The organism is Methylotenera sp., from assembly GCF_030684185.1.
Lineage (GTDB): Bacteria > Pseudomonadota > Gammaproteobacteria > Burkholderiales > Methylophilaceae > Methylotenera.
Genome location: NZ_JAUXOY010000010.1, coordinates 20,149 through 46,933, shown reverse-complemented (window position 1 = coordinate 46,933; position 26,785 = coordinate 20,149). Strand labels below are relative to the sequence as shown.

Genomic DNA, 26,785 nt, shown 5'->3' with positions numbered 1-26,785 from the left:
AGTTGGCAGGATTTACCATACCAAAATTTGATTGATGATCTTGAACTGAAGTTCGAGCCAAGATAATTCAAAGAGAAGTTAGTCCAATCAAACCCAATATAATTTGGCCTCGCACTAACAATGTAGCGCCTCCTTGACGCTACATTGTTAGTGCGGTTACCCCTCAAAATTGCTATCATTTGTTTTGGTTAAATTTGGCACACGTTAATGAGTACATATATTGAAATTGAAACAAGCGAATTATCCGACATGATGGCCACTAAGCCCATGTTATTGGTAGATGTTCGCAATGATGACGAAGTCGCACGCGGCATTATTTCAGGTGCGATACATATTCCTTTGGCATTGCTGCCCTTAAAATATGACCAGCTAACAAAGGCGGAAAACGTGGTTTTCTACTGCCATAGTGGCGCTCGTTCAGCACATGCGGCTGCTTTTTCTTCTAGCAAAGGCTGTAAAAATGTATACAACTTAATTGGTGGCGTTTTGGCTTGGGCCAAAGCTGGCCATCCATTTGTAGCAAAAGATGAAGGGAATAAGAAATAATGGAATTCGACAAAGAAGTAGATGCAACGGGCTTAAACTGCCCATTACCTATTTTGCGCTGCAAAAAAGGTTTAAGTGAAATTGCAAGCACACAAGTATTAAAAGTAATCTCAACTGACCCGGGTTCAGTAAAAGACTTTAATGCATTTTGCGTTCAAACTGGTCACGAGCTTTTACAGCTTGATCAGGATGACAGCACATTCACTTTTTACATCAAAAAACGCAGTAGCTAAACTGAGTTTAGCTAAAACACAAATTGGCTAAAAAACTCGCTTTAATTGCATCTAAAGGCTCGCTTGACTGGGCTTATCCGCCATTTATATTAGCGTCAACAGCCGCTGCACTGGATTATGAAGTGCAAATCTTCTTCACTTTTTATGGTTTAACCTTGCTGAAAAAAGACTTGGGCGATTTAAAAGTATCTCCGCTAGGCAACCCAGCCATGCCGATGCCAGTCCCCACGCCAAATTTTGTGCAGATGTTACCCGGCATGGAAAGCATGGCCACCATGATGATGAAACAGAAAATTGCAGATAAAGGCGTAGCCTCCATCGAAGACTTGCGCACTGCTTGTTTGGAAAGTGGCGTTAAACTAATTGCCTGCCAAATGACGGTAGATTTGTTTGACTTTAAACCTGCCGACTTTATTGATGGCATTGAATATGGCGGCGCAGCGACTTTTTTTGAATTTGCTGGCGAGTCGAACGTTAATCTGTTTATTTAAATTTAAACTACTACATTTACCAAACAAAAAGGCGCTTCATGAAAGCGCCTTTTTGTTTTCTGCTAGGTCATCTGATTCAACTAACGTTATCTTAATTTAACTCAACTTGGCTAGCTGGCTTTGCAACTTTTCTAAACTGCTACTAAATTCTGCCACTCGCGCTTTCTCTTGTTCAACGACTGCTGCTGGTGCACGCGCGACAAAACTTTCGTTATTAAGCTTGCCGTTTGCCTTGGCAATTTCGCCTTCCAGCCTGGCAATTTCTTTTCCTAGACGTTCTTTTTCAACCGCGACATCAATCTCAACTTTTAACATCAGTTTAAAATCATCCACCAGCATCACTGGCGCATCGGCTTCAGGCAATTCAGCCACAATCGTTACATCTTCTAACTTAGCCAAAGCTTTCAAGTACGGCGCATAAATGGCTAATTTTTCAGCATTGCCTGAAGCGATTAAAGGTACGCGTGCGGCTGGTGAAATGCTCATTTCGCCGCGCAGGCTACGGCAGGCATCTATCATTTGCTTTAGTTGCGCCACCCAGGCTTCAGCGACCTCATCCAGCTTATCAGCCTGTGCGCTTGGGTAAGCTTCGAGCATGATGCTGGCGCCGTGCTTCTCAGTCATTGGCGCAATGGTTTGCCAAATCTCTTCGGTAATAAACGGCATAATCGGGTGTGCTAAACGCAGAATAGTCTCAAGCACGCGAAGCAATGTTCGGCGCGTTGCACGTTTTTCCGCATCATCACCATTTTGAATCTGCACTTTAGCCAGTTCTAAATACCAGTCACAGTATTCATCCCACACAAATTCGTAAATGGCTTTTGCAGCCAAGTCAAAACGGTAGTCTTCAAATGCTTTTTCTACCTCAGCTTCGGTGCGTTGCAGAATGCTCACAATCCAACGGTCGGCTTGGCTAAACTTACGGCCACCCTCACCGCAGCTTGCAGCATCAAAGCCATTGTCATGAGGACTTCCATCTTCTTTTTGTGTATTCATCAGCACAAAACGCGTGGCATTCCATAGTTTATTGCAGAAATTACGGTAGCCATCACAACGTTGCAAATCAAATTTGATGTCACGCCCAGGTGAAGCGAGAGCTGCAAAGGTAAAGCGTAAGGCATCTGTTCCGTAAGCGTTAATGCCCTCAGGAAATTCTTTGCGCGTGCGCTTTTCGATTTTCTCCGCATCTTTGGGGTTCATTAAGCCCGTGGTGCGCTTTTTAATTAAATCGTCTAGCCCAATGCCGTCAATCAAATCAATCGGGTCTAGCACGTTGCCTTTAGATTTACTCATCTTCTGGCCTTCGGCGTCACGAATCAAGCCATGTACATACACATGTTTAAAGGGGATTTTGCCTGTGATGTGTGTGGTCATCATCACCATACGCGCTACCCAGAAGAAAATGATGTCAAACCCTGTCACCAGTACGCTGGAAGGCAGATATTGCTGTAAGGCAATATTGGCGCCGTCTTTGGCTTCGTCCCCTGTCCAATCTAGCGTCGAGAATGGCCATAGTGCAGATGAATACCAAGTATCCAAAACATCATCATCACGCTTCAAATTGCCAGTGTAGCCATCTTTTGCGGCGAGGGCTTTTGCTTGCGCTTCATCAATAGCCACATAAACTTTACCACTTTCTGAATACCAAGCAGGGATTTGATGCCCCCACCATAATTGGCGTGAAATACACCAGTCTTGAATATTATTCAGCCACTGATTATAAGTATTCACCCAGTTTTCCGGGTAGAATTTAATCTCACCGCTCGCCACCACATCCAACGCTTTTTGTGTAATAGATTTACCATCTGCTGCTGGTTTACTCATGGCGACAAACCACTGGTCTGTCAGCATAGGTTCAATAATCACGCCCGTGCGGTCGCCTCTAGGCACTTTAAGTTTGTGTTTATCGGTTTTAACTAAATAACCTTCGGCTTCTAAATCAGCCACCACTAGCTTACGTGCAGCAATGGTAGTTAAACCCCGGTATTTTTCCGGTGCATTCTCATTCACCAACCCTGCTAACGACAAAATCTCTATCATCGGCAATTGGTGACGCTGACCTACCGCATAGTCGTTAAAATCGTGTGCGGGTGTGACTTTTACCACACCAGTACCAAATTCTTTATCTACATAGTCATCAGCAATAATCGGAATTTCACGGTCACAAAGTGGTAATTTGACGTTCTGGCCAATGAGGTGTTTGTAACGCTCATCATCAGGATGCACCATCACCGCCACGTCGCCCAGCATGGTTTCTGGACGTGTTGTAGCAACAGTCAAATGACCTAGCTCATCGGCAAGCGGATAGTTGATGTGCCACATCGAACCATCTTCCTCCTCTTGTACCACTTCCAAGTCAGATACAGCCGTGCCTAACTTCACATCCCAATTAACTAGACGTTTACCGCGATAGATTAGGCCTTCGTTATACAGGCGCACAAAGGTCTCAGTAACGGTTTTATTCAAACCTTCATCCATCGTAAAGCGCTCACGTGACCAGTCTGGTGAGGTGCCTAAACGGCGCATTTGTTTGGTAATGGTGCCGCCTGAGTATTCTTTCCATTCCCAGACTTTTTCCAGAAACTTCTCACGGCCTAAGTCATGGCGGCTCACGCCTTGCGCGTCTAATTGGCGTTCCACAACTATCTGCGTGGCAATACCGGCATGGTCTGTACCCGGTTGCCATAGCGTATTATCGCCGCGCATGCGGTGGTAACGTGTAAGCGCATCCATCAGCGTTTGGTTAAATCCGTGCCCCATGTGCAAGGTGCCTGTGACATTAGGGGGTGGCAGTAATATGCAGAAGTTATCTTTTACTTCTGGATTTAATTCTGTAGGTTGGCTTAACCCGGCGGCATAATAACCTTTGCTCTCCCAAAATTCGTACCATTTGCTTTCAATGGTTTTAGGGTCAAAAGATTTATTAAGAGCGTGTTCTGAGTTTTGCGTATCATTTTTCATGATGCAATTTTAACACAGCCTATTGTAGTTTTTTTAGAGCCAGAAAAAAGCTCCGATTGTCACAATCAATACTGCTAAATGAAAGTAACTCCAGAGTTGATAACGTTGCCTGAGTTTTTGCGGCGACATGCTGGAAATCAAAAACAATCGACCATCTCGCGGTGCCCGCATGATGTGAACGCCTGTTTCAGCGCGTATTGCACGGTGCTGTTTCTCTACTTCACGAATAGCCACGCGGCGCGCCAGCTCCCATTCCTGCAGATCAATTTCACCGTTTCCATCCAGATCAAAACGTTTTTTAAGTTGAACTGGGTCATTCTTCCATTCGGTAAGCAAGGCGCTCACATCTTCTTTCACGCTCAACACTGAATTTGCGCCACCAATAGTAGAGAATTCACCTAACACGTAAATTGAACCACCCGCAAAGAGCATCTCTTCTACATGCTTATAGTTGCCTTGATAACTGACGCGCCTGTCAGGAAACAGCACTTCAGCATCATCAGGGTCAACCACTGAGCTTCCTGTGCCGTCTTTGATTTCAAAGGTGCTATGGCTAACGCCTTTAGCCGTTTCACGCCACTCACGGTCACCACTTCCCTTGGTGTAGACCCAATAACGAAACCAGATACACGACATACCGCTAAGCGGGCTTTTAATGAGATTATCTGCATCGACACTTGCGCGGCCATATAACTCAACGTAGCCTTGCGCTGCCGAACCTATACGGGATGTCGCAATGTCAGCAATGGCGCGAACACGCTTATATGTAGATGCCCAGGCAAACAAACTGATAGCAGCCACTAATACTAAGGAGATGACCGCCGAGCTTTGATTTTGAGAATACAAAACAAATGCAAGTATTCCCAAGTAACTGGCAGAAGTAATCGCCTCAATATAATGAGCCCGCACGCCACTTAACATCACCAGGCCTAGCTGTTAAAACGCTGGCCAATATCAACGTCTCTTAATTCCTCACTCGCAAATTTCAACAAATCACTGGCTTTAAAGTTAAAAATTTTGGCAATCAATACATCTGGGAACTGTTCGATTCGGACGTTATTGATATTCACGCTGTCGTTATAAAACTCACGCCTGTCAGCTATGGCGTTTTCTAGACCGCTGATACGCGACTGTAGATGTAAAAACTGCTCATTGGCCTTAAGTTCAGGATACGACTCAGCTACCGCAAACAACTGACCCAAACCACTTCTTAATGCACTTTCAGCGACACCCAAAGCTGCAACATCATGTGATTCTCGCGCATCTGAAACTCGAGAGCGTGCTTGGGTCACTTTTTCCAAGGTTTCTTGTTCATGCTTCATATATTGCTTACAAGTATCAATTAACTTTGGCAACTCTTCATGGCGCTGTTTGAGTAAAACATCAACATTTGCCCATGCCTTGGCAACATTGTGTTTAATATTAACCAAACTATTATAGGTAATAATTAAATACACTGCGATTACCGCTATGATTAGCCAAAATATCATCTTGCACTCCCTTTTATCACCAATTTATTTTTCTTCAGATTGCTGTAACTTATGCTGCTTAATTATGGGCATCGCCCAACACTAACGGTCCCACCTTTTCCCAGTAACGTGAAAAACGTTTTAAGCGTTTGTCGCTAATTTCTACATTGACAAATTTAGCTACTGGCTGCCATTTTGGTAAAAATGGCGCCAATAACTCTTTAATTTTTAGATTGGGGGTATCTTGCGTAATAACCGACCCCACATTTCGACTCATTAGCACACTATAAGTATCGCCAAACCACACTTCCACGTTCTCCATTTCACTTAAACAATCAGCAATGAACTGCATACGATTAAGCGACCAAGTGCCATGTATCAAAGGGTCAAACACAAAAATTTTAGGAAACGGTTGCTGAAGTAAAGCATGTGCGGCAGAAAGCATTTCATCATGCACAAACACCGCCATTGCGGGGAAGCCGGAAACGGCTTTTTTAGGAATCGGGTTTAATTCATATTTTTTTGCAACCGGCACTAGCGTATGGTTAAACAACCTATCGTTTAAAGTTTCGTAATCCGCGTCAAAAGGGCATTTTGCCTGACATTGTGCACAATACTTTTCACCCGTATAACGGCTAAGATTTTCTTTATTAAAAAAATAAGGTTTTGAGCTAAACGTAGAGGCCACCCATTGCCAGGAAAGGTGATTACTTGCGATATCACCATCAATCAAATTTGCTTCAAACCAATCTGCCGCTGCGCGCCAGTCAGTTTTTCTATGATGGACTATATAGCTTGCAAGCCACATGCGCGCGTGATTATGCACATAACCAGTCGTAAGCAAATCGTTAATGAAGCCATCCATACAAGGCAAGCCTGTTTTGCCCTGCATAATGTCGTTAGCCAAAGGCATATGGCCGATGGCTACTTTAGGCGGCTCCATTTCACTATAAATGGCGTTACCTTCTGCATACCATACTTGCCGCCAGTAATCCCGCCAGGCAAGCTCATACAAAAGCTTATCCGCAGCAGAGGCGAATTGTTTTTTGATAAGCTCAAACGTTTCATTTAATGTTAAACAGCCATGACGCAAATAGGGTGACAAGTGCGTGACAGCGCCATTTAAAAAGTTACGGTTTCTTGCATAGGCTGCCACATCAATACTGTGGAGTTTTTTAAGCCCGCTCAGGCGGCCGCCTACCCAGTCACCAGTCAAATCAGGGCCCGTAGCCGTCGAAAAAACGCGCTTAATATAATGCAAGCGTTCATTACGGTCGTGGGGAATGGTGAGTTTTTGTGCAGGCTTCATGCAATAATTCCAACAAGTTTATGTTAGTGTACTATTTTTTAGCTATGAGTATATGTGCTATTTTCCCATAAGTTTTTATCTAAAATTACGTAAATCCTATGTAATAATAAACAATTAAATTGATGTAAGCCAGTTAAGGAAAAACATGATTGAAACAATGTGGATTTGGGGCACAATAGGCTTAATATTACTTGCGGTAGAAATGGTAACAACCACTTTTTATGTAATGTGGTTTGGCGTGGCCGCCATAATTTTAGCTGTATTGACCTGGCTGATGCCTGACATGAACATTGCGATACAGTTATTTTTATTTTCCATACTCTCAATCGGCTCTTTGTTTATATGGCGCACTTATTACAAAAAAACCAGTACTGATTCACGCGTTGGGCAGGCACAGGGCGAAGAAATCGGCCGTGTTGGTGTCATCATTGAGGCAGTAAGCTCAACACAAAATGGGCGCATTCAATTTACCCAAGGCTTGATGGGTAGCCGTGAATGGGTTGCAGTATGCAATAAAACCCTTGAGCCCGGGACACAAGCCGTGGTGGTTGCGGTAGAAGGTAACTCGCTGCGCGTTAAGGCGCACTAAGCTTTAGTTTTACTTCATAGAGTTTTATTTCTCAATTAACTTATTTTTTTATATTCAATTATTCAATTTTACTGAAGGGTAAATCACCATGTTCGAGTTATCAGGTATTTTAGTCATTGTTGCGGTTATTCTTGCCTTTAAAGGCATCCGCATTGTGCCGCAAGGCGAGGAATGGGTCGTGGAGCGACTAGGTAAGTTTGCTGGCGTCCTTTCACCTGGCCTGCATGTCATTAATCCGCTATTCACCAAAGTCACCTACAAAGTCACCACCAAAGATATTATTTTAGATGTGCCAGAGCAAGAGGTGATTACGCGTGACAACGCAGTGATTTTAGCCAACGCAATTGCATTTATTAAAGTAAGCAATATTGAACGCGCTGTGTATGGCATTGAAAACTTCCGCGAAGCCATGCGTAACATGGTGCAAACCAGCTTACGTTCGATTATTGGCGGTATGGACTTAAACCAAGCGCTTACCTCACGTGACCGCATTAAGGCTGAGCTAAAAATCGCCATTGCTGACGAGGCGCTAGACTGGGGTTTAACGGTTAAATCAGTAGAAATTCAAGACATCAAACCCTCGCACAACATGCAAGAAGCGATGGAAAGACAAGCCGCGGCGGAGCGCGAACGTGTGGCTGTAGTAACCGAAGCTGAAGGTGCCAAGCAATCGCTTATTTTGAACGCAGAAGCACGTCTAGAAGCCGCACGAAAAGATGCAGAAGCACAAATGGTGGCTGCAAAAGCATCTGCTGAATCGATTAAATTTATTACCGAAGCGGTAAAAGAAAATAACGCATCCGCTATGTTCTTATTGGGCGATCGCTACATTACGGCCTTGCAAAAAATATCAGTCTCTGAAAATAGCAAAATTGTCATGATGCCAGGTGATTTAGTGGGTGCGGTTAAAAGCTTGGTGGGCGGAAAGTAGGCGTTTAATTCCTTCCCCTTTTTAGGGGGAAGGCTGGGATGGGGGTGCAATCTTTAACTATGCTCAGAACTCCACCTAATACCAAAAGTTTTTCACGTAAATTACGCAGTGAAATGACTGTGGCCGAATTACACTTATGGCAATATTTGAGAATGCGCCAAGTGCTAGGTCTTAAATTCAGACGCCAACATCCCGCTGGAAAATATATTTTAGACTTTGTCTGTATTGAAGAAAAATTGGCAATTGAGGTCGATGGTGGTCAGCATAGCGAAATGCAAAACCAAGACAGCGAACGCACAGCATGGTTAGAAGCTCAAGGATGGAAGGTTTTGCGTTTTTGGAATAACGAGGTGCTACAGAACGCTGAGGGTGTACTTGAAAGAATTTATAATGCACTATCAAAAAATTAGTTAGAAACGCTGTTACACCCCCATCCTAACCTTCCCCCTAAAAGGGGAAGGAATCTTAAATACCACATACAATACACGCTGAGTCACGACGAAGCTTGATTGTTCGCCACTCCATCGCAAGTGCATCTAGCAACAACAATCGCCCTTGCAAACTCTCTCCAATCCCCATTAACAGTTTCAAAGCTTCAGCCGCTTGCGTAGTGCCTATCATGCCCACCAAGGGCGCAAATACGCCATTGGTAGCGCAGCGCAAATCTGTATCTTCGCCATTATCTGGAAACAAGCAGTGGTAACACGGACTAGTACTTGAGCGCATATCGTACACAGTAATTTGCCCTTCAAACCCAATTGCAGCACCTGAAACCAGCGGCTTTTTCAGCCTAACGCACAGCCTGTTCAATGTATAGCGCGTGGCAAAATTGTCACTGCAATCAATCACTACATCCGCTTCTGCAACCAATCCGACAAACTCATCTTCGGTAGATTTTTGCTGAATTGTTTTTACTGCAACTTCAGGGTTAATTTCATAAATGGTTTGTTGGGCTGAAACCGCTTTATTGATGCCGACGCTCTGCGTGGTATGAATAATTTGACGCTGTAAATTAGTTAAATCAACCACATCAAAATCGCAAATAGTGAGCGTTCCCACCCCGGCTGCGGCCAGATACAAAGCCACTGGCGAGCCCAAACCACCAGCTCCCACAATGAGCGCATGGCTGTTAACAAGCTTCTCCTGACCTTCGTAGCTGATTTGAGGCAACAGGATATGGCGGCTGTAGCGGAGGAGCTGATTGTCGTTCATATGTATTTAGTGTAACTGCCCAGCTTCAATCATCGCGTTGTAAAGTACGTAGGGAGAAATCCAAGTCACTATGTGATCGAACTCACCATTAGGGTCATTTGCACTGCGAGGCTCATGGCCAACAAAAACATTTCCTATATTTAAATTTTCATTTTCATCCGCACCGCCCGATGCGAGTTTACCCGTTGGCCCTAGCGAGTAAATGACTGCGACTGCATTATCCACTAAGTTAATTGTGGCAGTACAGTTTGCCGCAGTTGAATATGCGCATACTCTAATATCTGGCTGCAAAGCTGTGATGCCAACCGTGTTCATATCATTTGTTGTCGTAAAATCAGGTGTTGCTGTGCCGCCATTTTCTGATTGTGTAACTGCATAACGGATGCGATTTCCCCATGCGTCTAATGCAAAACCATTGGTGTCAGTTGGCTGTATGCCTAAAGTTGCCGCAGGTAGATATCGGATGGAACCTGGGGGTAGAATACAAGCCCCGCCGCCCGTAGGGTTAGCGTACCCTTGGCTTCCAGTATCCAACTCGCCAGTTGCAGTTGCAGGGCAAGGCAGACGTCCTTGTGACTGTGCATAGCCTAACAATGCTTTTTTTGCAATTTCTAGTGTATTTTCTGTTTGAGATTGAAAAAGCTGATTACGTTGCGCTTGTAATGGCAACAACAATGCACCAAGCACAAAGCCTAGAATGACTAGCACCACAGCCATCTCTAACAAAGAAAAGCCGCGCTCTAAACTAGAAAAGGTCGTTTTATTCTTCATGGTGACACTACAAATATTTGGTCATTGTAATTTCGACTTCGAGGTTTATTGGTTAGCTCATATATATTTGTTGCGTCGCCTGTTGCATTAACATTTGTATCCATATGATCACTTAAATTACAAGACAACCGAACCTGAGCACTACCTTTCGAAGCAAATGGAACTATTGCTATTGAATACCCCGTAGTAACTGTAAGTGCTGTAATTCCATTTATTCCGCCTGCTGATAAGGTAGGTGAAACTCCTCTTTGAGCTGCGTAATAAACATAATCTTGCCATAAATTATCAGTAAACCATATTGGTAGTATGGAGTTTGTTGTAACGTCATTAAAAGGTGCGTCAGTGCAACTACTATGCGTAAACATTCCACCGCCTGTGCCAGAACAGGAAATATCAGAGCCACAACTTGTTGAACACTTACCTGTTACGCTATCGAACCCACCACCTGTAAATTGATAACTCCCAGCAACATTTGCTGAGCATTCGCCTGCCGCATCACAAATAAACTGTTGCGTAGCTCTTGTGCACGTACCAGCTCCACTGCAAGTACAAATTTTTCCACTAAACTGACAAGCTCCAGCACGATAAGTAAAGTTTAAACTCGTTTTAGTAAAAATAACCGCCTCAACTTCAGCAAAACTACAACTCGACGTGCTAGAAGTCGCAGAAATTCCTGTATATGAGCATGACGAACTATGTGATGCCGCAACGGGCAAAGCACCCGCAAGTTTGCCAACAACACAGCTGTAATTTTTATTGCCTCCCATAATCGCCGCATAAGGATAAAAACGGTTTGCGATTATCGCATTACTTGCTACATAATAATCTTTTAACTGGGTTCCGACCTCTCTGCCTACGCGTTTTTCTATCGTCGCCATTAGTTCATCAATAGTTATATAAACTAATTTGTCATTAAATTGATAAGGTTGAACAAAAGTTAAATCACTCGCCGGCACATTACTACTATCTTCACCAATCACGAAATCTTCATCGGCTGTGGCATAAGCCCTGTTATTGTAAATAGCGGCTCCTTTTTGGAAGCTATCAAGGTATTCACTAGCATTTGGTGCAAAAGCCGACCTATTTTGCCCACCAATTGGACTACCTGGAGCGAGAATTACTGCAGCGACTCTATCAGATACTAAATTACCATTTCTATCTAGAACTTTTAGCCATGGATAAGATTGTATACCTCCCTGCCTTAAATAAGGCGTAACTGCATGTGGTGGGTTATTCATCCCTGGATTTATAACTGGGCTTTCAGAATGCTCGTAATCATGCACCAGATTTCTTGAAACCGCATACCACAAGCGGTTGCCTTGACTGTCTCGCCAATCGCCACCCAACCCAGTTTGCGGGGTTACACATGGATTTGTTTGACCGACAGTTGGTAATTGCCCTAACAAGAAACCGTATTGGAACACCCCCGTATAACAGTCGCTATTACCATCATAATTGCCATCACCATTCCTATCCGGGTAGGGCATTAGCCCTGGTGTATTTGGATGACTCACTGCCCAAGCAAGTAAAGCTTGCTTTGCCGCACCAAGTGCCTGATAAGTTTTTTCATCCTGCTTGGCTTTTGCGGCGTCCGCGTTATAAGCTTTGAGTAAATATGCTGCCGCACCCAGTCCTAATATAAACGCCATCAGGATGAGTACTGCTCCCCCTTGACGAAGCCTGGAATTAGCTTGAGATGAATAGTTATATTGATGTGCCATCGCTATGAAACGCTATTCTGCGTAATCGTCTATCGTTCCACTTCGTTCTAAACTGAGTCTTTTCGCTTTTTCCACAACCTGCATTTCATAAATTTGATTATTTTCAGGTTCGTACATTTGCCCGGCTTTCAGTCGAATATGTTTACCATTTGCAGGTATCTTGATGTCTACGCCCTCTGTACTGGCGTCTTTTTTTGAAAAACCACGCTGATTAAGCCGTCCGATTTTTACACTATCAACCGTGCTATCTTCTTGCACTGTGCGGCCGTTGATCCATAGCGTATTTTTTTGGCCATCATTGCGCTTAACATAACCTTGCAGGGTAATCGGCTCTGGCAACTTAGCGGGTTCAGCATTCAATACAGCTTCTGGCTGTTGTGCTTCTTGTGCGCTAATCACTTTTAGCTTCTGATTCTGCCTGATTACATTTAGGTTGCTGCGCTCATTAGGTTTACTAAAGAGCCGGCCAAGTTTTTCATTTGCTTCTGCTTGCGCCTGTGTCGCTAATGCACCAAGACACAAGCCAATAAATATGCGCGTGAGTACTTTGTATGATAGTCGGATAATGCTCATCATGGTGTTGTAATCACTTGAATTGGAGCTGGCTCACGCAGGGTTAGCCAATCCAGCTCGCATTTTGCATGCAGGTTTGCGATTAACTGGTTACTTAGATTTCCGCCAGCATTTAGTCTGGTAATTTCACAATCACGCAGCATAAAAACCTCTTTGTTTTTTCTACTTAACGCTTCAGTTAATTGCAGTATATCCTCTTCATGCAGCATATCAAGGTCCAGCGTCATGTCAGACCGGTTCAATACAAACCCGCCGAGATTAGGTGCAAAGCTTGGTTTATACGCCTCTTGCAGGCCAATGCTGTATTTAATACTAAATAATTTGTTATTTTTGTGTTGTGTTCGCAGTTCATCCACCCACTCTAGTCGCCGCTCTTCCCCTACAAGACCTTTATTGATAAGCGCTTGATATTGCGGTAAATATTCAGCAATAGTTGCCTTTTCTATACCAGAAGATTGATAGCGTTGCTTGGCTGAATTAAGCAAGTTTTGCTGCGCTTGCATAGCTTGCTCTTGCTGGACACTGTAGTTTTGCGCTAAGGCAATTAACACTAAAGCCACTATAACCACCGCCACTAAAACGATTAAAGTGGTTTGCAGTTTACGCCAGTCTTGCTTGTCTAATTTCATCGCTATTTCACCTCTGCGACTTCTTGAGCTGCATCAGGTGCTTTAAGTATGACTTTAAGCTTAAATAAAGCGGGTTGCGTTTGGGTGGATTGTTCATCGGTTGTGCTACCCTGCAAATTCACAAAAGAACTTACATTCACCGGCTCTTGTAACACTTCAACAAGCGCTACATTTTGGTCAGCTTTTAATTTCCCAACAAACTTATTTACTGTGCCTAGCGCACTTCTATAATCCCCAGTAAAGCCGGAAATTTCCGCAGTAACATAGGCCAGTTCATATAATTTTGTTGCTTCTGCTGTAAACATAGCGCTGGCTTGCACGCTAGCGGCGGGGATTGTGATTAGCGTATCGTTATCTGCAATATTGATGTCGTTAGTTAATGCCCAATGCATTCTATCTAATTGCACTTCCGGCATTTGCTCTAATGCGGCGCTGACTACTTGCATCATACGCCTGGGTGATTTTGGATAAAGCGCGATTGTTTTATCTAACTCAACTGCAGCTTTTAAGTCCTCTGCGCCTATTGTGGTCACAGGGAAGTTTTTAGCGGCCTCTTCATAACGGCGTTGTTGCAGCATGGTGTCTTGTGTTGCTTCTTTTAGTGCAGATTGGTAACTTAAGCCCTGATAAAAAACCGCACCCGCCGCAAATAAACCTAGCATACCTAATCCTAAAGTAGCCATCTTGATAGTCTGTTTTAGTTTGCCAAAATTATATTCTTTAGTCAGCGTTTCTGGCGCAAGGTTATCAACCGCGTGACCACTTGCCAGAAGCTGCATGTGCAATAACTCCGGCATTTGCTCTATTAATTTTGCAGGCAGATTCAGGGTTTTTGCAAACTGACTCAAATTTACATCTGAACACTCAATACCCTGCTCCTGACTGATGCCCTGGCTAATATGCTGCGTTGAGCCATCTATGCTTGCCAATACCAAATTTAGGGGAGTTTCTCTGGTAATAAATCGCTTGCTGATTAAATAGAGCCGCGTTTTTTCTGTTTCGACTAAATAGAAATAGCCTAATTGGTTTGCTGCTTTTGGTACATTCGGCACCAGGCGACTCATGCGTAACCGGCCATTATGCAAATAAGTTTGACGTAACCCGGAAGATAGCTTTTCACATAGCAAGATATGTGGCGCCATTAACTTTAACTGCTTCACTAGCACCTGGCTGAGCATAGGCAACAAATAGATGCCGACTAACTGCACCTTAACATCCTGAATTACTTTGACCCAATCATGTAAAAATTCGGCATTATTCAACGCAACAAATAAGTATTTATCGTCTTTGCGCTTATCTAGCTCACGATTAACAAAGTGAGCTGTGCGATATTCCAGACCCCGATAAAACTGATTGAGCTTGCGCGTGATAAGTTCGTTCTTTGCAGCGCCCGTGGTATGCGGCACGCTTTCAAGTCGGTAATCCTCTTCAACTGCGTCCGCTATTAAATACACTGGCGTGGCTGGGTATTGCCGCAAAAATTCTGCAAATTCTTCATGCCCGGCAGCGTCATTGTTAAAAGCTTGGCTGGCCTGTAACTTGCCTGCGTGCCAAAGCCCAGCCAACAAACTTTGGGAAGTGGCACATAACACTAATTTATTGGGGCGGCTCTTCATCATATTGAATTTAAATTATTTGCCATTTAGGGTGCTTCTATCAATGCAAATTTCCAAACCAAACAAGGCGCGAACAAAAAATTGCAACGCCGCATATGTTTGATATGTAAGGAGTAATTTTTTGTGAGTAACGCAGTGTGGTAACGGAATTTGCATTGATAGAAGTGCCCTTTAGATTTTAAGCTTGCTGAATGAATCGTAAACAGGGCCTAATACCGAATACATAATAAATCCAAGTATCAACCCTAATAAGACTGTGAGTGCCGGCTCTATCATTTTAAGCAAGTGCTGCATGGAATCATTTACATCGCGGTCATAAAAATAACTGACATTAAGCAATGATTTATCTAGCGCGCCAGTGCTTTCACCCACTTTAACCATACGGACAACCAGTTGCGGAAACAAACCCGCATTACGAAAGCTCTCAGACATAGATTCGCCTGCGCTTATTTGTGCATGCACTCGGCTTAGCGCATCTGCAACAACACGGTTACCTACAATTTTTTCACAAATTTTAATCGCATCTAAAATCGGAATGCCTGTTTGATACATTAACGCAAAATAACGGGCAAAGCGCGCCATAATGATTTTATGCAAAATTGGCCCTGTATACGGGAAATTCAGTTTGAATCTATCAAACCGATATCGTGCTATTGGATTAGCCTGAATTACAGCAGCAAGGCCGATGACTATTAAAATGGGTAGGCCTATTATTAGCCACCAATAATCAACAAAACCATTCGACAAAGCAATTAAAATCTTTGTATTCAAGGGTAACTCTTGACCCATATTCCGCAGGAATGAGGCCATTTGTGGCACCAGATAACTCATTAAAAATGCCACCGCACCAAACACTACAACCGCAACAAATGCTGGATACGCCAATAATTTTTTAGCTTGCGACATCAGTTCATCTTGCCAGCGAATGGTATTAAACAAGTTATTAAATACTACTGGCAATTGCCCTGTCTGCTCACCTGCGTTAACCAGGCTTACAAAAACCTCACTAAAAACGTTGGGGTGCTCTGCCAGTGCTTGTGAGAGCATTTTCCCGCCTTCTACCTCTGCGCTCACTGCACCTAAAACTTTTTGAAAATATGGATTGTTACTACCTTCACGCAGATCATTTAAGCACTCTAAAAGTGGCACGCCAGCGCTACTTAACTGTTCAATTTGAAAGCAGAACATGACCAAATCTTGATTGGTCACCTTATTGCGATTAAACAAGCTGGTGGATTTTGCTGCAGCGCGATAAGTAATTAAATCCAAGCCCATCCGCTCTAAGCGAATTTCCAAATCCACTTCATTAAGCGCATCTATCTGCCCCATCGCCGGGCGGCCTAATTGATCAATGGCTTTGTAATTAAATGAAGGCATTTTGCTCTAGGAGTTTAAGCGACTTGTCAGGTCTATCACACGCATCACTTCGGCCAAGCTGGTATACCCTTCTAGAATTCGGCGCACGCCATCCTCGGCCAACGTAACAAAGCCTTTATCTAGCGCCAATTTTTGCAGCTCATCCAAATGTGCTTTGCGTGAAATCAACGAATCAAAATCACTATCGATGCGCAGCAATTCTATAATCGCCATACGCCCACGATAGCCGTTTTGATTGCATTGCTTGCAACCTTTGGGTTTAAAAACTTTAGTCTTGTCACTTGGCTTGAGGCGTAAAATCTTGCGTTCCAGATCATCCAAATCATGCGGCACTTTGCAATGTGGGCATAAAACACGTACCAAACGCTGTGCCACCACGCCAATAATATTGCCCGCCATAATGTCCGGCAAAATACCGATGTCTGATAATCGCGGAAAAACACCTAATGCTGAGTTGGTATGGAGTGTTGTAAAGACCTGATGTCCCGTCATCGCCGCGCGGAAAGCCATGGTCGCGGTGTCTTCATCACGCACCTCACCCACTAAAATAATGTCAGGGTCTTGTCGCATAATAGACCGTATACCGTTGGCAAAATCAACTTTGTTAACCTCGGCCACCGAGGTTTGACGCATCATGGAAACTGGATATTCCACAGGGTCTTCCAATGTCATAATATTGACGGCTTCAGTATTTCGGTATGACAGAAGTGAGTACAGTGTTGTTGTTTTACCGCTTCCAGTTGGCCCTGTGACAATCACAATGCCTTCAGGGCGTGTCATCATCATACGCAGCTCATCTAAAGTATTTTGGCGCAAACCCATACGTTCCATTGGAATGATGGATTTTTCCCTATCCAGCACGCGCAATACTATATTTTCACCGTTGATGGTTGGATGGCTAGACACCCGAAAATCAATCGGGCGGCCACATAAATTCATGCTCAAACGGCCATCTTGTGGGGCGCGCGTTTCTGCAATATCTAAGCCGCTTAACACCTTAAGGCGCACAACCACGCCGCCCCAATAGCTTTTATGCAAGCTACGTACTTGGTGCAACACGCCGTCGATTCGGTAGCGTATGCGCAAAAACGCATATTCTGGTTCAAAGTGAATATCAGATGCGCCGCGTTTAACAGCATCCATCAATAGCGCGCCTACTAGACGCACTACTGGTTGCGTATACTCTTCACCCTCAGCGCTTAAACTATTGTAATCAATTTCACCCGTTTCAATTTCACGCAAAATGCCATCAACAGATAATTCATATCCGTAAAAATGGTCGATATATTCCTCAAGCTGTGCCTCAGCCGCCAGCAATGGCCTAATTTGAATACGCCCACCCAGCATTGCACGTAACTGATCAAGTGCCACCACATTGAACATATCAGCCATGGCAACCACCAATGTTTTAGTGGCTTCTTCATAGGCCACTGGCAGCAAATGATAACGGCGAGAAAAATCTTGTGGTACTAATTTCAAGGCATCTACATCAGCCACGATGGTAGATAAATCGATGCTGTCGTAACCTATCGTATCCGCAACGACATCACGCACCATAACCTCTGTAACAAAGCCTAAAAGCACTAACTGACGGCCCAAGGGCAAGTCACTATGCTCTTGCTCGGTAAGCGCAATACGAAGCTGATCTTGACTGATCAGCCCTTGTTGCACCATCAACTCGCCTAAGCGAGGTTTACGCCGTTGCTCAGCCATTGTATGAACCTACTGTTGTCAGTGTTGTTAATGCCATTGTTCTAATTATTTCAGTCAAAAAATTATTGAAGTTCACGAATTCTCGCCTCTAATTGCACTCTATCCGGGCTAGAACCACCAGATTTATTGAGCAAGTCTAAGGCGCGTTGATATTGTTTTAAGGCAAGGCTGGACTTACCCATTTGATCTAAACTAATCGCCAGATTAAATGCATAGTCTGCGTTATTAGGCGCAAGTCGGCTGGCATTAAAATAAGCCTCTTGTGCTGAAGGCCACTGGCCCTGCTCGGCATACAGGTTACCTAGCGCGGCATGCAAATTTGTACCTTCAGGCTGCTGGGCTATCATGCTCTTAATGCGGCTTTCTGTTCCAACAACATCTGTATTAGCCCTTGCGTTGACCATGGCCGACTGCGCAATGGTGTTTCTTGGTTCAATCTCCAATACTTTTTGATACCACCCTTGGGCATCTGCATCACGGCCTTGCCGCTGTGCAATTGCAGCCATGCCCAATAATGCATCAACGTTACGTATATCTTGCTGTAATACTTGTCTATATTTCTGCTGTGCAAGTGAATCTTCACCACGAGTAAATGCTTGGTAAGCCGCAAGCAATGTAGGGTCCACACCTGGTGATTGCGCCTTAGCAATCAGCGTCAATGGTTTACTTTTTGTATTGCTATGTTCCTCAGCATTAAAAGAAACTTCGCTATCTGCATAATTTTCAACATTATTGCTGCTTGTTTTTTTAGACCGCAACTTGTTAGGCTCAACCTCAATCACATCATCAACAACATCAGGCTTTTGAGCCGATTTACTATTAAATGCCGACTTATCCGTTTTACTATCAAAACCGGCTATTGCGCTAGCGCCCTCTTTTGACGATGGAATTTCTTGAACTAGAACCACCTGATTTGCCGTAGCGACTTCAACTGGCAACTCTATAGATTCAGCTACAGATGTGTCATTTGCCGCCTGAGTCTGTATAGGCAGACTAGGTTTTACAACCACTACATCTGGCGCAGCTAAAATTTTAATGTAGCCATAACCCTGCATGCCCAGCCAAACCAATAAGGCACCTACAACACCCAAAATGATAAGCGTGAATTTTGAACTCGGCTCCTTAACCTCTTGATTAGCAACAAACACTTTTGCCGCCGCTTTTTGATTAAGTTCTACTGTAGGGGTTTGAAACACGGGAAGTAATGTGGCGGTAGCGGCCTTATTTTTAGCATTCGGCACTGATGCAGTTTCTAGTGGCGCGTTTTTTTCAGTGCTGGACGGCACTGTACCAGATTGCGCGCTTGATTTACTTGAGTCCTTAGCGCTGCCTGGCTTTGGTTTGGCATATTGATTAGCTGAAAAAGTCGCGCCCGTTAAGCCCGCCTCTTCTTCTAAAGAAATGTGCTTATCAACAAGTCCATTTTCAATTAAATTACTTTTTACTGGCTCACTTACTGCAGCACTGTCACCAATGGCTTGTGAAGTTTCAACGGCATTTTCCGCATCAACAGGCACCAGTTCCAGCATTAAAGCCGCATCAGCCACGTAGTCACCCGTTTGCTTTTTGTCTTTTTCTGCCTGCTTGTTTTTATCTAAATGATCTAATGCTTTAATGAGTAAACTCATATAAAAGTTTACCTTTCATTTTCAGCTTCTAGCGCTCTCTCAATAGCCTGAGAGGGGAGGTATTGTTTGTAGCTAGACAGTTCATCACTTTCTAAACTAGCGCTTGTAATCACTGTAGGTCGCAAGAAAATCACTAACTCAGTTTTTCGGCTGGCATCATTTTTACCAGTAAATACTTTACCCACTACCGGCACTTTAGAGACACCTGGCACTTTATCGGTATTGTTAAGCACCTCATCTTGCATCAAACCACCCAGTACCGCTGTGTTACCACTAGCGATTTGCAGCATCGATTCCATTTCTCTTACTTGAATTTCTGGAATCAAGCTTTCCGTTCCAGTTTTTAGACTTGGATTAGGATCAGCCTTGTAGCTAAGCACCCGCGAAACGGTAGGACGCACATTGATATTAACATTACCTGTATTGTTGATTTGGGGGGTCACAGTCATTACCACACCCACTGGTACCGTATGCGCAGTTGTTTCTACTGTTGAGAGAACTCCACCACCAACTGCAGCCTGTGACTGCTGCGACTTCACCGTAAAGTAAACTAAATTATCCACCACTTTAAGCACCGCAGTTTGGTTATTCAGCACCATTAATTTAGGGCTAGAGAGCACTGCTGTTTTACCGAATTGCTCAAGCAAGTTGATAGAGGCTGCAATATTGCCAAACATACTTGTAGGATTAACGTATGCTGCGACAAAACCTGCAGCAGGTTTAACCCCGAATGCGTTAGCACTTGTTGTAAGTAAGCCAGAAATAGGGTTTACTGTTGTTTTTGATCCCAATTGTTGGTTAAACGAAAGTCCCCCATTTGAGCCAGCTATTCTGGACCAATCAATGCCAGCCTGATAACTATCATTCAACCTTACCTCGACAATAGTTGCTTCTATTAATACTTGGCGCTTAGCACTACCCATCACTTTATCTAAAAATTCCTGAACTTTTTCGTGCTGCTTGTTCGTCGCCCGCACATTAATAATTCCAGCCTCGCGGTTAACAATTACCGTTCCTGCAAACAATGTTTTATATTCATTTTTTGCGTCCGCCTTTTCTTTCTCTAGCGTAGTAGCATTGATTACATCAGAATCTGCCTTTTTGGCTGACTGTGTATTATTGGCACTTTTTTGATTAGTTGCAGACAAGCTATTGGTTCTGGCAACAATTACCTCTTTATCAGTTTCAGCCAATATATCTTTTATATTTTTTTCTAATGTTTCCCAAAAGTGACTTTTAGATTCACTGGTAACCGATGTACGCGAACTATTACTTGACCCACCAGCACTGCCCGCAGCGTCTAGCGCACCTTGACCTGTACTTGATATTTCCGCGGCTGCGCCAATGAATCCTGCGGTGTCGCGCGACATGTTCACATAATCTACCGCGTAGGTTCGCAATACAGGCTGATCAGGAGTAACAGTCAACACATTATTCTGAATTTTATAGGTTAAATCTACCTGCTTAGACAAACGCTCTAAGATAGCTGGCAATGTTTGGTCAACCGCATTCAAAGTCACACGACCTTGAATGGACGGATGAATATCCACATTTAACTTGCTATCGCGTGCAATGGCAAAGAGCACCTCTTTTACAGGCGTATCGTAAACAACGATGCTGTAAAGCTGCGCCTTGGCTTGGGGTTTGGGTGGAGGCAAGTAGGTGTTGTTAACTACAGGCTTTGGAATGTTTGATGATGCAGCCGGGGATTTGGATGAGTTATCTGTAGCTAATTGCGCTGTCGATTGAGGCGTAGCCGTATTTTGTCCATCTATGTGGCCTTTTGAAGGCTGTATTTTAGATTGGTGTGCACACGCAGACATACCTAATACAAGCATCAAGCATAAATGACCTAATATTTGTTTGTTGTTTGACACAATCTATTAACCCCCAACTTATTGCTTAAATTACATTTTTTGTATATTTTGCATCATAACTCAAAAAATGCAAGAAATATGCACAGAATATTAAATGTTTACAATAAGTTACAAGCTTTATTTATTGCGTTTGCTCAATATCTCTACTTATCCCGGCAAAAGTTCTTAAATATGGTCGACTATTTTTAATCGGCTCCGGGAGGTTTTTCAATGCAGCAAGTGCATCGCTACGTTGAGTAAAGTCGCCATACAAAATCACGGTATACATTACGCCACTCTGCATTTTTCGATACAAATAAATATTGTCAATTTCTAGCTGCTGACTAAGCCTCTCAAGTTCGGCTTTTAATTGTTCGTCCTTCTTTTGTTCTCCGCTTAACTTGGCATCCGTTGGTAAGGATTTAATCTGCAGAGTGATGGTACTCGGTTGCGCGCTAGCTAATAGATTTTGGGTTACTTCCAACCGCTTATCTATTAATGATAGCTTGGCCAGCGATTGTTTGGCATCAATAGTTTTTTCAACAGGGTTAGCAATCGCTTTAGCGGGAGTTTGTATACCATCAACCTTGGCAATTGGCGATGCCACCGCCACTGTTTTTGCGTCATTAATTATTAGTTCGTTAGTTTTAGCAGCTATATTTTCAGATTGGCTTGCACTCGCCTTGGCCGTGATTTTTGGCTGATGTTGATATTGCCACCACCCATAGCCAATGAATGCAGCCAAGAGTGCAATTAACAGGATTGTCCCAATAAAATATTGCTTATAGTTAGTAGTTTTACGGCCAAATTCGCTATCTTGTATCGCGGCTTTTACATGTTTTGGCGTGACTTGATGCACATTGTCAGCAAAAGCAGCCAGTAAAGACTTATCTGCCAAAATATTCACGCGCCGCGCCAAGCCCTCTGCTGCGCTGGATAGTTTTTTGATGGCCGCATCAGAGAACAGATGCGGCCCATGGTAGCCCGCTGTACGCAAACGCAATATTAAATACTCACCTATGTCTTTAGTGCCCAAAGGTTCTAAATGAAAGCTATGCGTGATGCGCTCACGCAGTTGACGAATATGCGTTTCACTTAAATTAGCGTCAAGCTCGGGTTGGCCAAATAGTACGATTTGCAGTAATTTGTCTTGTTTGGTCTCTAAATTTGATAGCAGCCGAATTTCTTCTAGCGTTGCCAATGGCATGCCTTGTGCTTCTTCCACAAAAATCACCACTTGACGGCCTTCTGCATGGCGATTTAGTAAATGCGCTTGCAGCACCTGCATGACTTTTAGCCGGTCGGCATTTTTTGGTAACTTGAGTTGCAGCTCAAAAGCAATGGCGTGCAATACGTCTTCTGGCGCTACGCTTGGGTTGGCAAGGTAAATGCTTTCTATTTTTTCGGGCAATATCGTTTGCAACATCCGGCAAAGCATGGTTTTGCCGCTGCCTACCTCACCCACCACTTTAATAATACCTTCACCATTGGTAATGGCGTAAACAAGTGCATCCAGCACTGCACCCCGATTGCCGCCCGAAAAGAAAAAGTCTGTATTCGGGGTGATTTTGAATGGCGGCTCTTTTAGGCCAAAGTGAGGGTAATACAATTTTTTTCCGTTGCTATTATTGGTACTATTGTCTAGGTTTCTTCTATAGTACTCATGCGGCTATACAAGGTTGTGCGGTTCACATTGAGCAGCTTCGCCGCCTGGCTTAAATTACCATGCGTCATCTGCATTGCGGCCTCTATATAAGCGCGTTCCCAGGTTTTTAGCACTGCATCTAAACTCACATTGGCTTGTCGTTGCAAGTGACGTTGCGCTTGTGCAGTCATGCCGCTTGCATCATTAAAGTTTAATGACTCGTCTTTGTTTTCTGGTTCGGATAAATCAAATTCGGCAATCAACTGATTGGCTGTTACAGTTTTACCTGAGTACTTTGCGATTAAACGTATCACAATATTTCTCAGTTCACGCACATTGCCTGGAAAAGCATAATCCAGCCAGCGTGCATTTGCCGCCGCATCCAATACAAACGGTGCTTGCCCAATCTGTTTAGCGTAAAACTCAGTGAAATGATCTCGTAACAAATGCTTATCTTCACCCAAGTCTCTTACTGGAGGCACGTGAACTGCAAACACACTTAACCGATGATATAAATCAGATCTGAATTTGCCAGCACGCACCTCTGCACGCAAATCACGATTTGTAGCCGCAACAATACGAGCCCGACTCTTACGGGTTTGTGTTTCACCAATACGCTGGTATTCACCATTCTCTAGCACGCGTAACAACTTGGCCTGTAACTCTAAAGGCAATTCACCTATTTCATCTAAAAACAAAGTACCTTCACTTGCGTCTTCAAAATAACCCGCATGTGCAGCGATAGCGCCAGTAAATGCACCTTTGGTGTGGCCGAACAATATAGATTCAGCCAATAATGGAGAGATTGCAGCACAATTGACCGATAAATAGGGATGCAATACACGCTTACTAGCGTGATGGAAGCTACCTGCAACCAATTCTTTGCCACTACCCGACTCACCTTCAATCAGCACGGGAAAAGGCGAATCTGCAAACTGAGTAATTTGCATACGCAAGGCTTGCATGGGCAAGCTATCCCCAAGCAAACCATCAAACTCTTGTTCCGCTTTGATTTCATTTAGCTCAACATCTTGCACTTTAAGCGACTGCAGCAACATGTCTTTAAGTTTTTCAACATCACAAGGCTTAGCAATAAAATCTACTGCGCCTAAAGTCAATGCCCGCTTAACGTTGGCATCATCGCTTTGACCAGACAATACATGTATTTTAATGGTGGGCGAATGTGCCAGAAGTGCGCTGATTACTTTGAAGCCTTCTTCTGGCGTATGCGGCGAAGGGGGCAATCCCAAGTCGACCAAAGCCAATGCAGGTAGACCATCCAGCTGTTGCAGTAAACTTTTCAGCTGCGTATACGATTCAGCCACACATACTTCAAAATGTTTACTTAATACAAAATGTAGCGTATCCGTAATTAAAGGATCGTCATCAATAACCATTAAAACGGGACGAAGAGCCGCCATCAATTAGACCTTTACAAAAAATTTTATAACTTCATTAATCAGCACCACTATAGCCTGAAAGGCTATATGTATCAATTAGTTTGCTGTAGGAATTTTAAAATTTAAGTATGATGGGGCTCATTCTCGCGACCAAGCGATCGCAATCTGAATGTAAAAATATTGCAATTATCGAGCCTGTAACTACTATTGAGTCTTATATAATGCAATTTCAGGCGCTAATCATCAAGTGCTAATTTAAGACGGACATCTAACATATCTCTCAATAGCATAATCTCTTGAAATACCTCTATGCCAAAACCAATGCGCTCAGTACTTCGATTATCCATTAATAGTTCGTCTAAATACGCTTTTGTTTCAACCATATTATCTGTAACTTTACTCTCAGCCGTCCAAAGCATGGTTAACCTCTCAACAATATGTGGCAACTCCTCTAAGCTGGAGGCGGCCAAGCTAGGAAATGCAGTTTTTTCCCACTGCGGCATCATGATGTTAAAACTTTCATGCAACTGTTTTGCATTATTTAAAAAATCTTCTTTTTGATTGCTCTTTCGATACAGATCCAATAAACAAAACCAGTGTTTTAAAGCAGCCTTAGGCGTTTCCTGAATTTGAGTTCTTAACAGCATCATCGCTTCTTTAAAGCGATTTAAATTGATGTAAATTTTAGCTTGTTCCAGAACTTGCTCAACCTCTTCTTTCTTTTCCAAATCAATACTGACTTCTGGTTCTACCTCTGGAATACTTCCTGAGAACTCGCCCTCAGTTACTCGAGTGTCCGTCACTTCATCTGTGACAGAGCTCTGTTCAGCCGAATATCCCTGTTCGATTGCTGATTTTACCTCAAGCCCATCTGAATCAGGCACAGTGGCAGGCTGAATGTTTTTCAGTTTTCTACGACCGTAAATCGCCAAAGGCAAGCCAATCACTAAAATTAGTGACGAAATCAATATCCATATATTCCACGAAATAGGTTCTGACTTGTCTGTGGGAGTTGATGCCACCTTTACTGGCGGTGAAATGTCGGCTTGGGTTTGGGTAGAACTCGCAGCCTGATTCTGTGTAATGGGTTGTAATGGCAGGTTACTTTGTAACTGAGCATCTTGTTTTTGCTTAACAGGTTTATTCTTAGACTCAGCTACAGACAAAGCAAGGTCAAAAAAACGTATCAGTTCAACTTTAAGTGCCGCAAGTTTTGGCGTTAAGTTAGCTAACTTAATATTAAGTTCGTCTAACCCTTGTTTAAAAAGGGCGTTCCTTTTTACCAAGTTATCGTAAATTGACTGTAATTTTGAGCTGACTTCAACCTTTACATCATCCTTAATTCCATAGCTTGCAATTAACTTTGGCTTGTCTTGACTTCCACTAATTTTATTTTTTAAGGGCGCAGAGTCAATGGAACCGCTATTCTTCCCTAGGTACTTGATATTAGGAATAACGATTAAATTTGCATTGTTCGAGGCAGTCGCGGGGTCTAGGTTTGGGTGAATCTCTTGACTTAACTGCAGTGTTTTTACAATAAACCGGTGCTGCATTTTTTTATTTTTTGGATAAAATAAAGCCGCCAATTCTTTAACACTTTCCCCTGGCAATACTGGCCATGTAATGGCTACCTGGCTCTGCACATGCTGATCCGGTTGCTCAGGTGTAAGCAATAAAATTTCATCGAATGTAGGCGTTTCTTGATTTGCTGATTGCGCTAACAGAGAGTTACTCTGCAAAGCAATCAGAAACGCGAACGTAAAATTTGGATAGAGTCGCACTACAAAACCTTTATAGATAATTTGACTATAAACTCTGGTAAATTTCATCACTTACAATCGACACATTTAAATCATATCCATCAGTTGCTTTCTCGGCTCTTTGGAATATTGTTATGTTGAGCAGATTTACAATAGACATATAATTCAATTGTGATTCTTGATTTAAAAAATTTATCATTTCATTCATTTCAAAGTGGCAATTATGACTACTGAAATGCAATGTGCGTGCCAAAGTTTTTTACTACAAAAAATTTATTTAACCTATTGATTATCAAGTATAAAAATTTTCATGCCAAAATTAAACCATAAACTTGTGTTGCGAACCTAGTGTAAA

23 protein-coding genes are annotated in these 26,785 nt (G+C 43.2%); 6 read left to right on the top strand and 17 right to left on the bottom strand.

Translation table 11 applies throughout. The annotated features are described in order from the left end of the window. The first annotated feature begins 207 nt into the window (after positions 1-207). From Q8J82_RS01615 to Q8J82_RS01605, 3 genes are read left to right on the top strand one after another with little or no spacing between them, the layout of a single operon-like run. Positions 208-546, top strand: coding sequence for a rhodanese-like domain-containing protein (locus Q8J82_RS01615; RefSeq protein WP_305327642.1), 339 nt, complete (start codon positions 208-210; stop codon positions 544-546). Next, positions 546-779, top strand: a complete 234-nt coding sequence (locus Q8J82_RS01610; RefSeq protein ID WP_304890638.1) for a sulfurtransferase TusA family protein — start codon at positions 546-548, stop codon at positions 777-779. Before Q8J82_RS01615 ends, Q8J82_RS01610 begins: the two co-directional genes overlap by 1 nt. 23 nt (positions 780-802) lie before the next feature. Continuing rightward, a complete protein-coding gene (locus tag Q8J82_RS01605) occupies positions 803-1,270 on the top strand; it encodes a DsrE/DsrF/DrsH-like family protein (protein ID WP_305326800.1) in 468 nt (155 codons plus the stop codon). Between the two features lie 96 nt (positions 1,271-1,366). Here Q8J82_RS01605 and Q8J82_RS01600 read toward each other — a convergent pair whose 3' ends face one another. The 4 genes from Q8J82_RS01600 to Q8J82_RS01585 are packed head-to-tail and all read right to left on the bottom strand — an operon-like array spanning position 1,367 to position 7,009. After that, a complete protein-coding gene (locus Q8J82_RS01600; protein ID WP_305326799.1) occupies positions 1,367-4,231 on the bottom strand; it encodes a valine--tRNA ligase in 2,865 nt (954 codons plus the stop codon). A 33-nt stretch (positions 4,232-4,264) separates the two neighbouring features. Beyond that, on the bottom strand, positions 4,265-5,152 hold the full coding sequence (locus Q8J82_RS01595) for a hypothetical protein (RefSeq protein ID WP_305252581.1): 888 nt from the start codon (positions 5,150-5,152) through the stop codon (positions 4,265-4,267). A gap of 8 nt (positions 5,153-5,160) precedes the next feature. Continuing rightward, positions 5,161-5,721 (bottom strand): LemA family protein, encoded by a 561-nt coding sequence (locus tag Q8J82_RS01590; RefSeq protein WP_304890634.1) that lies wholly within the window; start codon positions 5,719-5,721, stop codon positions 5,161-5,163. Between the two features lie 58 nt (positions 5,722-5,779). Continuing rightward, positions 5,780-7,009 (bottom strand): FAD-binding domain-containing protein, encoded by a 1,230-nt coding sequence (locus Q8J82_RS01585; protein ID WP_305327641.1) that lies wholly within the window; start codon positions 7,007-7,009, stop codon positions 5,780-5,782. 145 nt (positions 7,010-7,154) lie between these two features. Between Q8J82_RS01585 and Q8J82_RS01580 the strand changes: the two genes are divergently transcribed. The 3 genes from Q8J82_RS01580 to Q8J82_RS01570 all read left to right on the top strand — a co-directional run bounded on the left by Q8J82_RS01580 (position 7,155) and on the right by Q8J82_RS01570 (position 8,939). Continuing rightward, the gene (locus Q8J82_RS01580; protein ID WP_305326796.1) at positions 7,155-7,598 is read left to right on the top strand and encodes an NfeD family protein; all 444 of its coding nucleotides are present in this window, start codon (positions 7,155-7,157) and stop codon (positions 7,596-7,598) included. Between the two features lie 88 nt (positions 7,599-7,686). Further along, positions 7,687-8,529, top strand: coding sequence for an SPFH domain-containing protein (locus Q8J82_RS01575; RefSeq protein WP_304908525.1), 843 nt, complete (start codon positions 7,687-7,689; stop codon positions 8,527-8,529). A gap of 59 nt (positions 8,530-8,588) precedes the next feature. Beyond that, on the top strand, positions 8,589-8,939 hold the full coding sequence (locus Q8J82_RS01570) for an endonuclease domain-containing protein (RefSeq protein WP_304908524.1): 351 nt from the start codon (positions 8,589-8,591) through the stop codon (positions 8,937-8,939). A gap of 55 nt (positions 8,940-8,994) precedes the next feature. Here Q8J82_RS01570 and Q8J82_RS01565 read toward each other — a convergent pair whose 3' ends face one another. The 13 genes from Q8J82_RS01565 to Q8J82_RS01505 all read right to left on the bottom strand — a co-directional run bounded on the left by Q8J82_RS01565 (position 8,995) and on the right by Q8J82_RS01505 (position 26,499). Next, on the bottom strand, positions 8,995-9,741 hold the full coding sequence (locus Q8J82_RS01565; protein WP_304908523.1) for a molybdopterin-synthase adenylyltransferase MoeB: 747 nt from the start codon (positions 9,739-9,741) through the stop codon (positions 8,995-8,997). 6 nt (positions 9,742-9,747) lie between these two features. Continuing rightward, positions 9,748-10,512 (bottom strand): type II secretion system protein, encoded by a 765-nt coding sequence (locus tag Q8J82_RS01560; RefSeq protein ID WP_305326795.1) that lies wholly within the window; start codon positions 10,510-10,512, stop codon positions 9,748-9,750. Beyond that, positions 10,509-12,233 (bottom strand): hypothetical protein, encoded by a 1,725-nt coding sequence (locus Q8J82_RS01555; RefSeq protein ID WP_304908521.1) that lies wholly within the window; start codon positions 12,231-12,233, stop codon positions 10,509-10,511. The genes Q8J82_RS01560 and Q8J82_RS01555 overlap by 4 nt, the downstream gene beginning before the upstream one ends. A gap of 12 nt (positions 12,234-12,245) precedes the next feature. Further along, positions 12,246-12,809, bottom strand: a complete 564-nt coding sequence (locus Q8J82_RS01550; protein ID WP_305327640.1) for a hypothetical protein — start codon at positions 12,807-12,809, stop codon at positions 12,246-12,248. Further along, positions 12,806-13,435, bottom strand: a complete 630-nt coding sequence (locus tag Q8J82_RS01545; RefSeq protein WP_305327639.1) for a hypothetical protein — start codon at positions 13,433-13,435, stop codon at positions 12,806-12,808. The genes Q8J82_RS01550 and Q8J82_RS01545 overlap by 4 nt, the downstream gene beginning before the upstream one ends. 2 nt (positions 13,436-13,437) lie before the next feature. Then, positions 13,438-15,054 (bottom strand): hypothetical protein, encoded by a 1,617-nt coding sequence (locus Q8J82_RS01540; RefSeq protein WP_305327638.1) that lies wholly within the window; start codon positions 15,052-15,054, stop codon positions 13,438-13,440. Positions 15,055-15,222: 168 nt separating this feature from the next. Further along, the gene (locus Q8J82_RS01535; protein ID WP_304890802.1) at positions 15,223-16,428 is read right to left on the bottom strand and encodes a type II secretion system F family protein; all 1,206 of its coding nucleotides are present in this window, start codon (positions 16,426-16,428) and stop codon (positions 15,223-15,225) included. Between the two features lie 6 nt (positions 16,429-16,434). Beyond that, positions 16,435-18,141, bottom strand: coding sequence for a GspE/PulE family protein (locus Q8J82_RS01530; RefSeq protein WP_304890801.1), 1,707 nt, complete (start codon positions 18,139-18,141; stop codon positions 16,435-16,437). 62 nt (positions 18,142-18,203) lie between these two features. Continuing rightward, entirely contained in the window at positions 18,204-19,769 is a 1,566-nt protein-coding gene (locus Q8J82_RS01525; protein WP_305327637.1) for a tetratricopeptide repeat protein, read from the bottom strand. An 8-nt stretch (positions 19,770-19,777) separates the two neighbouring features. Further along, on the bottom strand, positions 19,778-21,607 hold the full coding sequence (gene mshL, locus Q8J82_RS01520) for a pilus (MSHA type) biogenesis protein MshL (protein ID WP_305326803.1): 1,830 nt from the start codon (positions 21,605-21,607) through the stop codon (positions 19,778-19,780). 160 nt (positions 21,608-21,767) lie between these two features. After that, positions 21,768-23,234, bottom strand: coding sequence for an ExeA family protein (locus Q8J82_RS01515; protein WP_305327636.1), 1,467 nt, complete (start codon positions 23,232-23,234; stop codon positions 21,768-21,770). A 32-nt stretch (positions 23,235-23,266) separates the two neighbouring features. Further along, on the bottom strand, positions 23,267-24,691 hold the full coding sequence (locus Q8J82_RS01510) for a sigma-54 dependent transcriptional regulator (RefSeq protein ID WP_304891293.1): 1,425 nt from the start codon (positions 24,689-24,691) through the stop codon (positions 23,267-23,269). A 215-nt stretch (positions 24,692-24,906) separates the two neighbouring features. Continuing rightward, positions 24,907-26,499 (bottom strand): hypothetical protein, encoded by a 1,593-nt coding sequence (locus Q8J82_RS01505; protein ID WP_305326788.1) that lies wholly within the window; start codon positions 26,497-26,499, stop codon positions 24,907-24,909. Positions 26,500-26,785 lie beyond the last annotated feature (286 nt).

Coding starts and splice junctions, on each gene's coding strand:
- Q8J82_RS01595 (WP_305252581.1), bottom strand. CDS start 5,152: ATGTTAAGTGGCGTGCGGGCTCATTATATTGAGGCGATTACTTCTGCC.
- Q8J82_RS01510 (WP_304891293.1), bottom strand. CDS start 24,691: ATGGCGGCTCTTCGTCCCGTTTTAATGGTTATTGATGACGATCCTTTA.
- Q8J82_RS01545 (WP_305327639.1), bottom strand. CDS start 13,435: ATGAAATTAGACAAGCAAGACTGGCGTAAACTGCAAACCACTTTAATC.
- Q8J82_RS01600 (WP_305326799.1), bottom strand. CDS start 4,231: ATGAAAAATGATACGCAAAACTCAGAACACGCTCTTAATAAATCTTTT.
- Q8J82_RS01555 (WP_304908521.1), bottom strand. CDS start 12,233: ATGGCACATCAATATAACTATTCATCTCAAGCTAATTCCAGGCTTCGT.
- Q8J82_RS01560 (WP_305326795.1), bottom strand. CDS start 10,512: ATGAAGAATAAAACGACCTTTTCTAGTTTAGAGCGCGGCTTTTCTTTG.
- Q8J82_RS01565 (WP_304908523.1), bottom strand. CDS start 9,741: ATGAACGACAATCAGCTCCTCCGCTACAGCCGCCATATCCTGTTGCCT.
- Q8J82_RS01585 (WP_305327641.1), bottom strand. CDS start 7,009: ATGAAGCCTGCACAAAAACTCACCATTCCCCACGACCGTAATGAACGC.
- Q8J82_RS01505 (WP_305326788.1), bottom strand. CDS start 26,499: ATGAAATTTACCAGAGTTTATAGTCAAATTATCTATAAAGGTTTTGTA.
- Q8J82_RS01535 (WP_304890802.1), bottom strand. CDS start 16,428: ATGCCTTCATTTAATTACAAAGCCATTGATCAATTAGGCCGCCCGGCG.
- Q8J82_RS01610 (WP_304890638.1), top strand. CDS start 546: ATGGAATTCGACAAAGAAGTAGATGCAACGGGCTTAAACTGCCCATTA.
- Q8J82_RS01590 (WP_304890634.1), bottom strand. CDS start 5,721: ATGATATTTTGGCTAATCATAGCGGTAATCGCAGTGTATTTAATTATT.
- Q8J82_RS01530 (WP_304890801.1), bottom strand. CDS start 18,141: ATGGCTGAGCAACGGCGTAAACCTCGCTTAGGCGAGTTGATGGTGCAA.
- Q8J82_RS01525 (WP_305327637.1), bottom strand. CDS start 19,769: ATGAGTTTACTCATTAAAGCATTAGATCATTTAGATAAAAACAAGCAG.
- Q8J82_RS01580 (WP_305326796.1), top strand. CDS start 7,155: ATGATTGAAACAATGTGGATTTGGGGCACAATAGGCTTAATATTACTT.
- Q8J82_RS01570 (WP_304908524.1), top strand. CDS start 8,589: ATGCTCAGAACTCCACCTAATACCAAAAGTTTTTCACGTAAATTACGC.
- Q8J82_RS01575 (WP_304908525.1), top strand. CDS start 7,687: ATGTTCGAGTTATCAGGTATTTTAGTCATTGTTGCGGTTATTCTTGCC.
- mshL (WP_305326803.1), bottom strand. CDS start 21,607: ATGCTTGTATTAGGTATGTCTGCGTGTGCACACCAATCTAAAATACAG.
- Q8J82_RS01540 (WP_305327638.1), bottom strand. CDS start 15,054: ATGATGAAGAGCCGCCCCAATAAATTAGTGTTATGTGCCACTTCCCAA.
- Q8J82_RS01550 (WP_305327640.1), bottom strand. CDS start 12,809: ATGATGAGCATTATCCGACTATCATACAAAGTACTCACGCGCATATTT.
- Q8J82_RS01615 (WP_305327642.1), top strand. CDS start 208: ATGAGTACATATATTGAAATTGAAACAAGCGAATTATCCGACATGATG.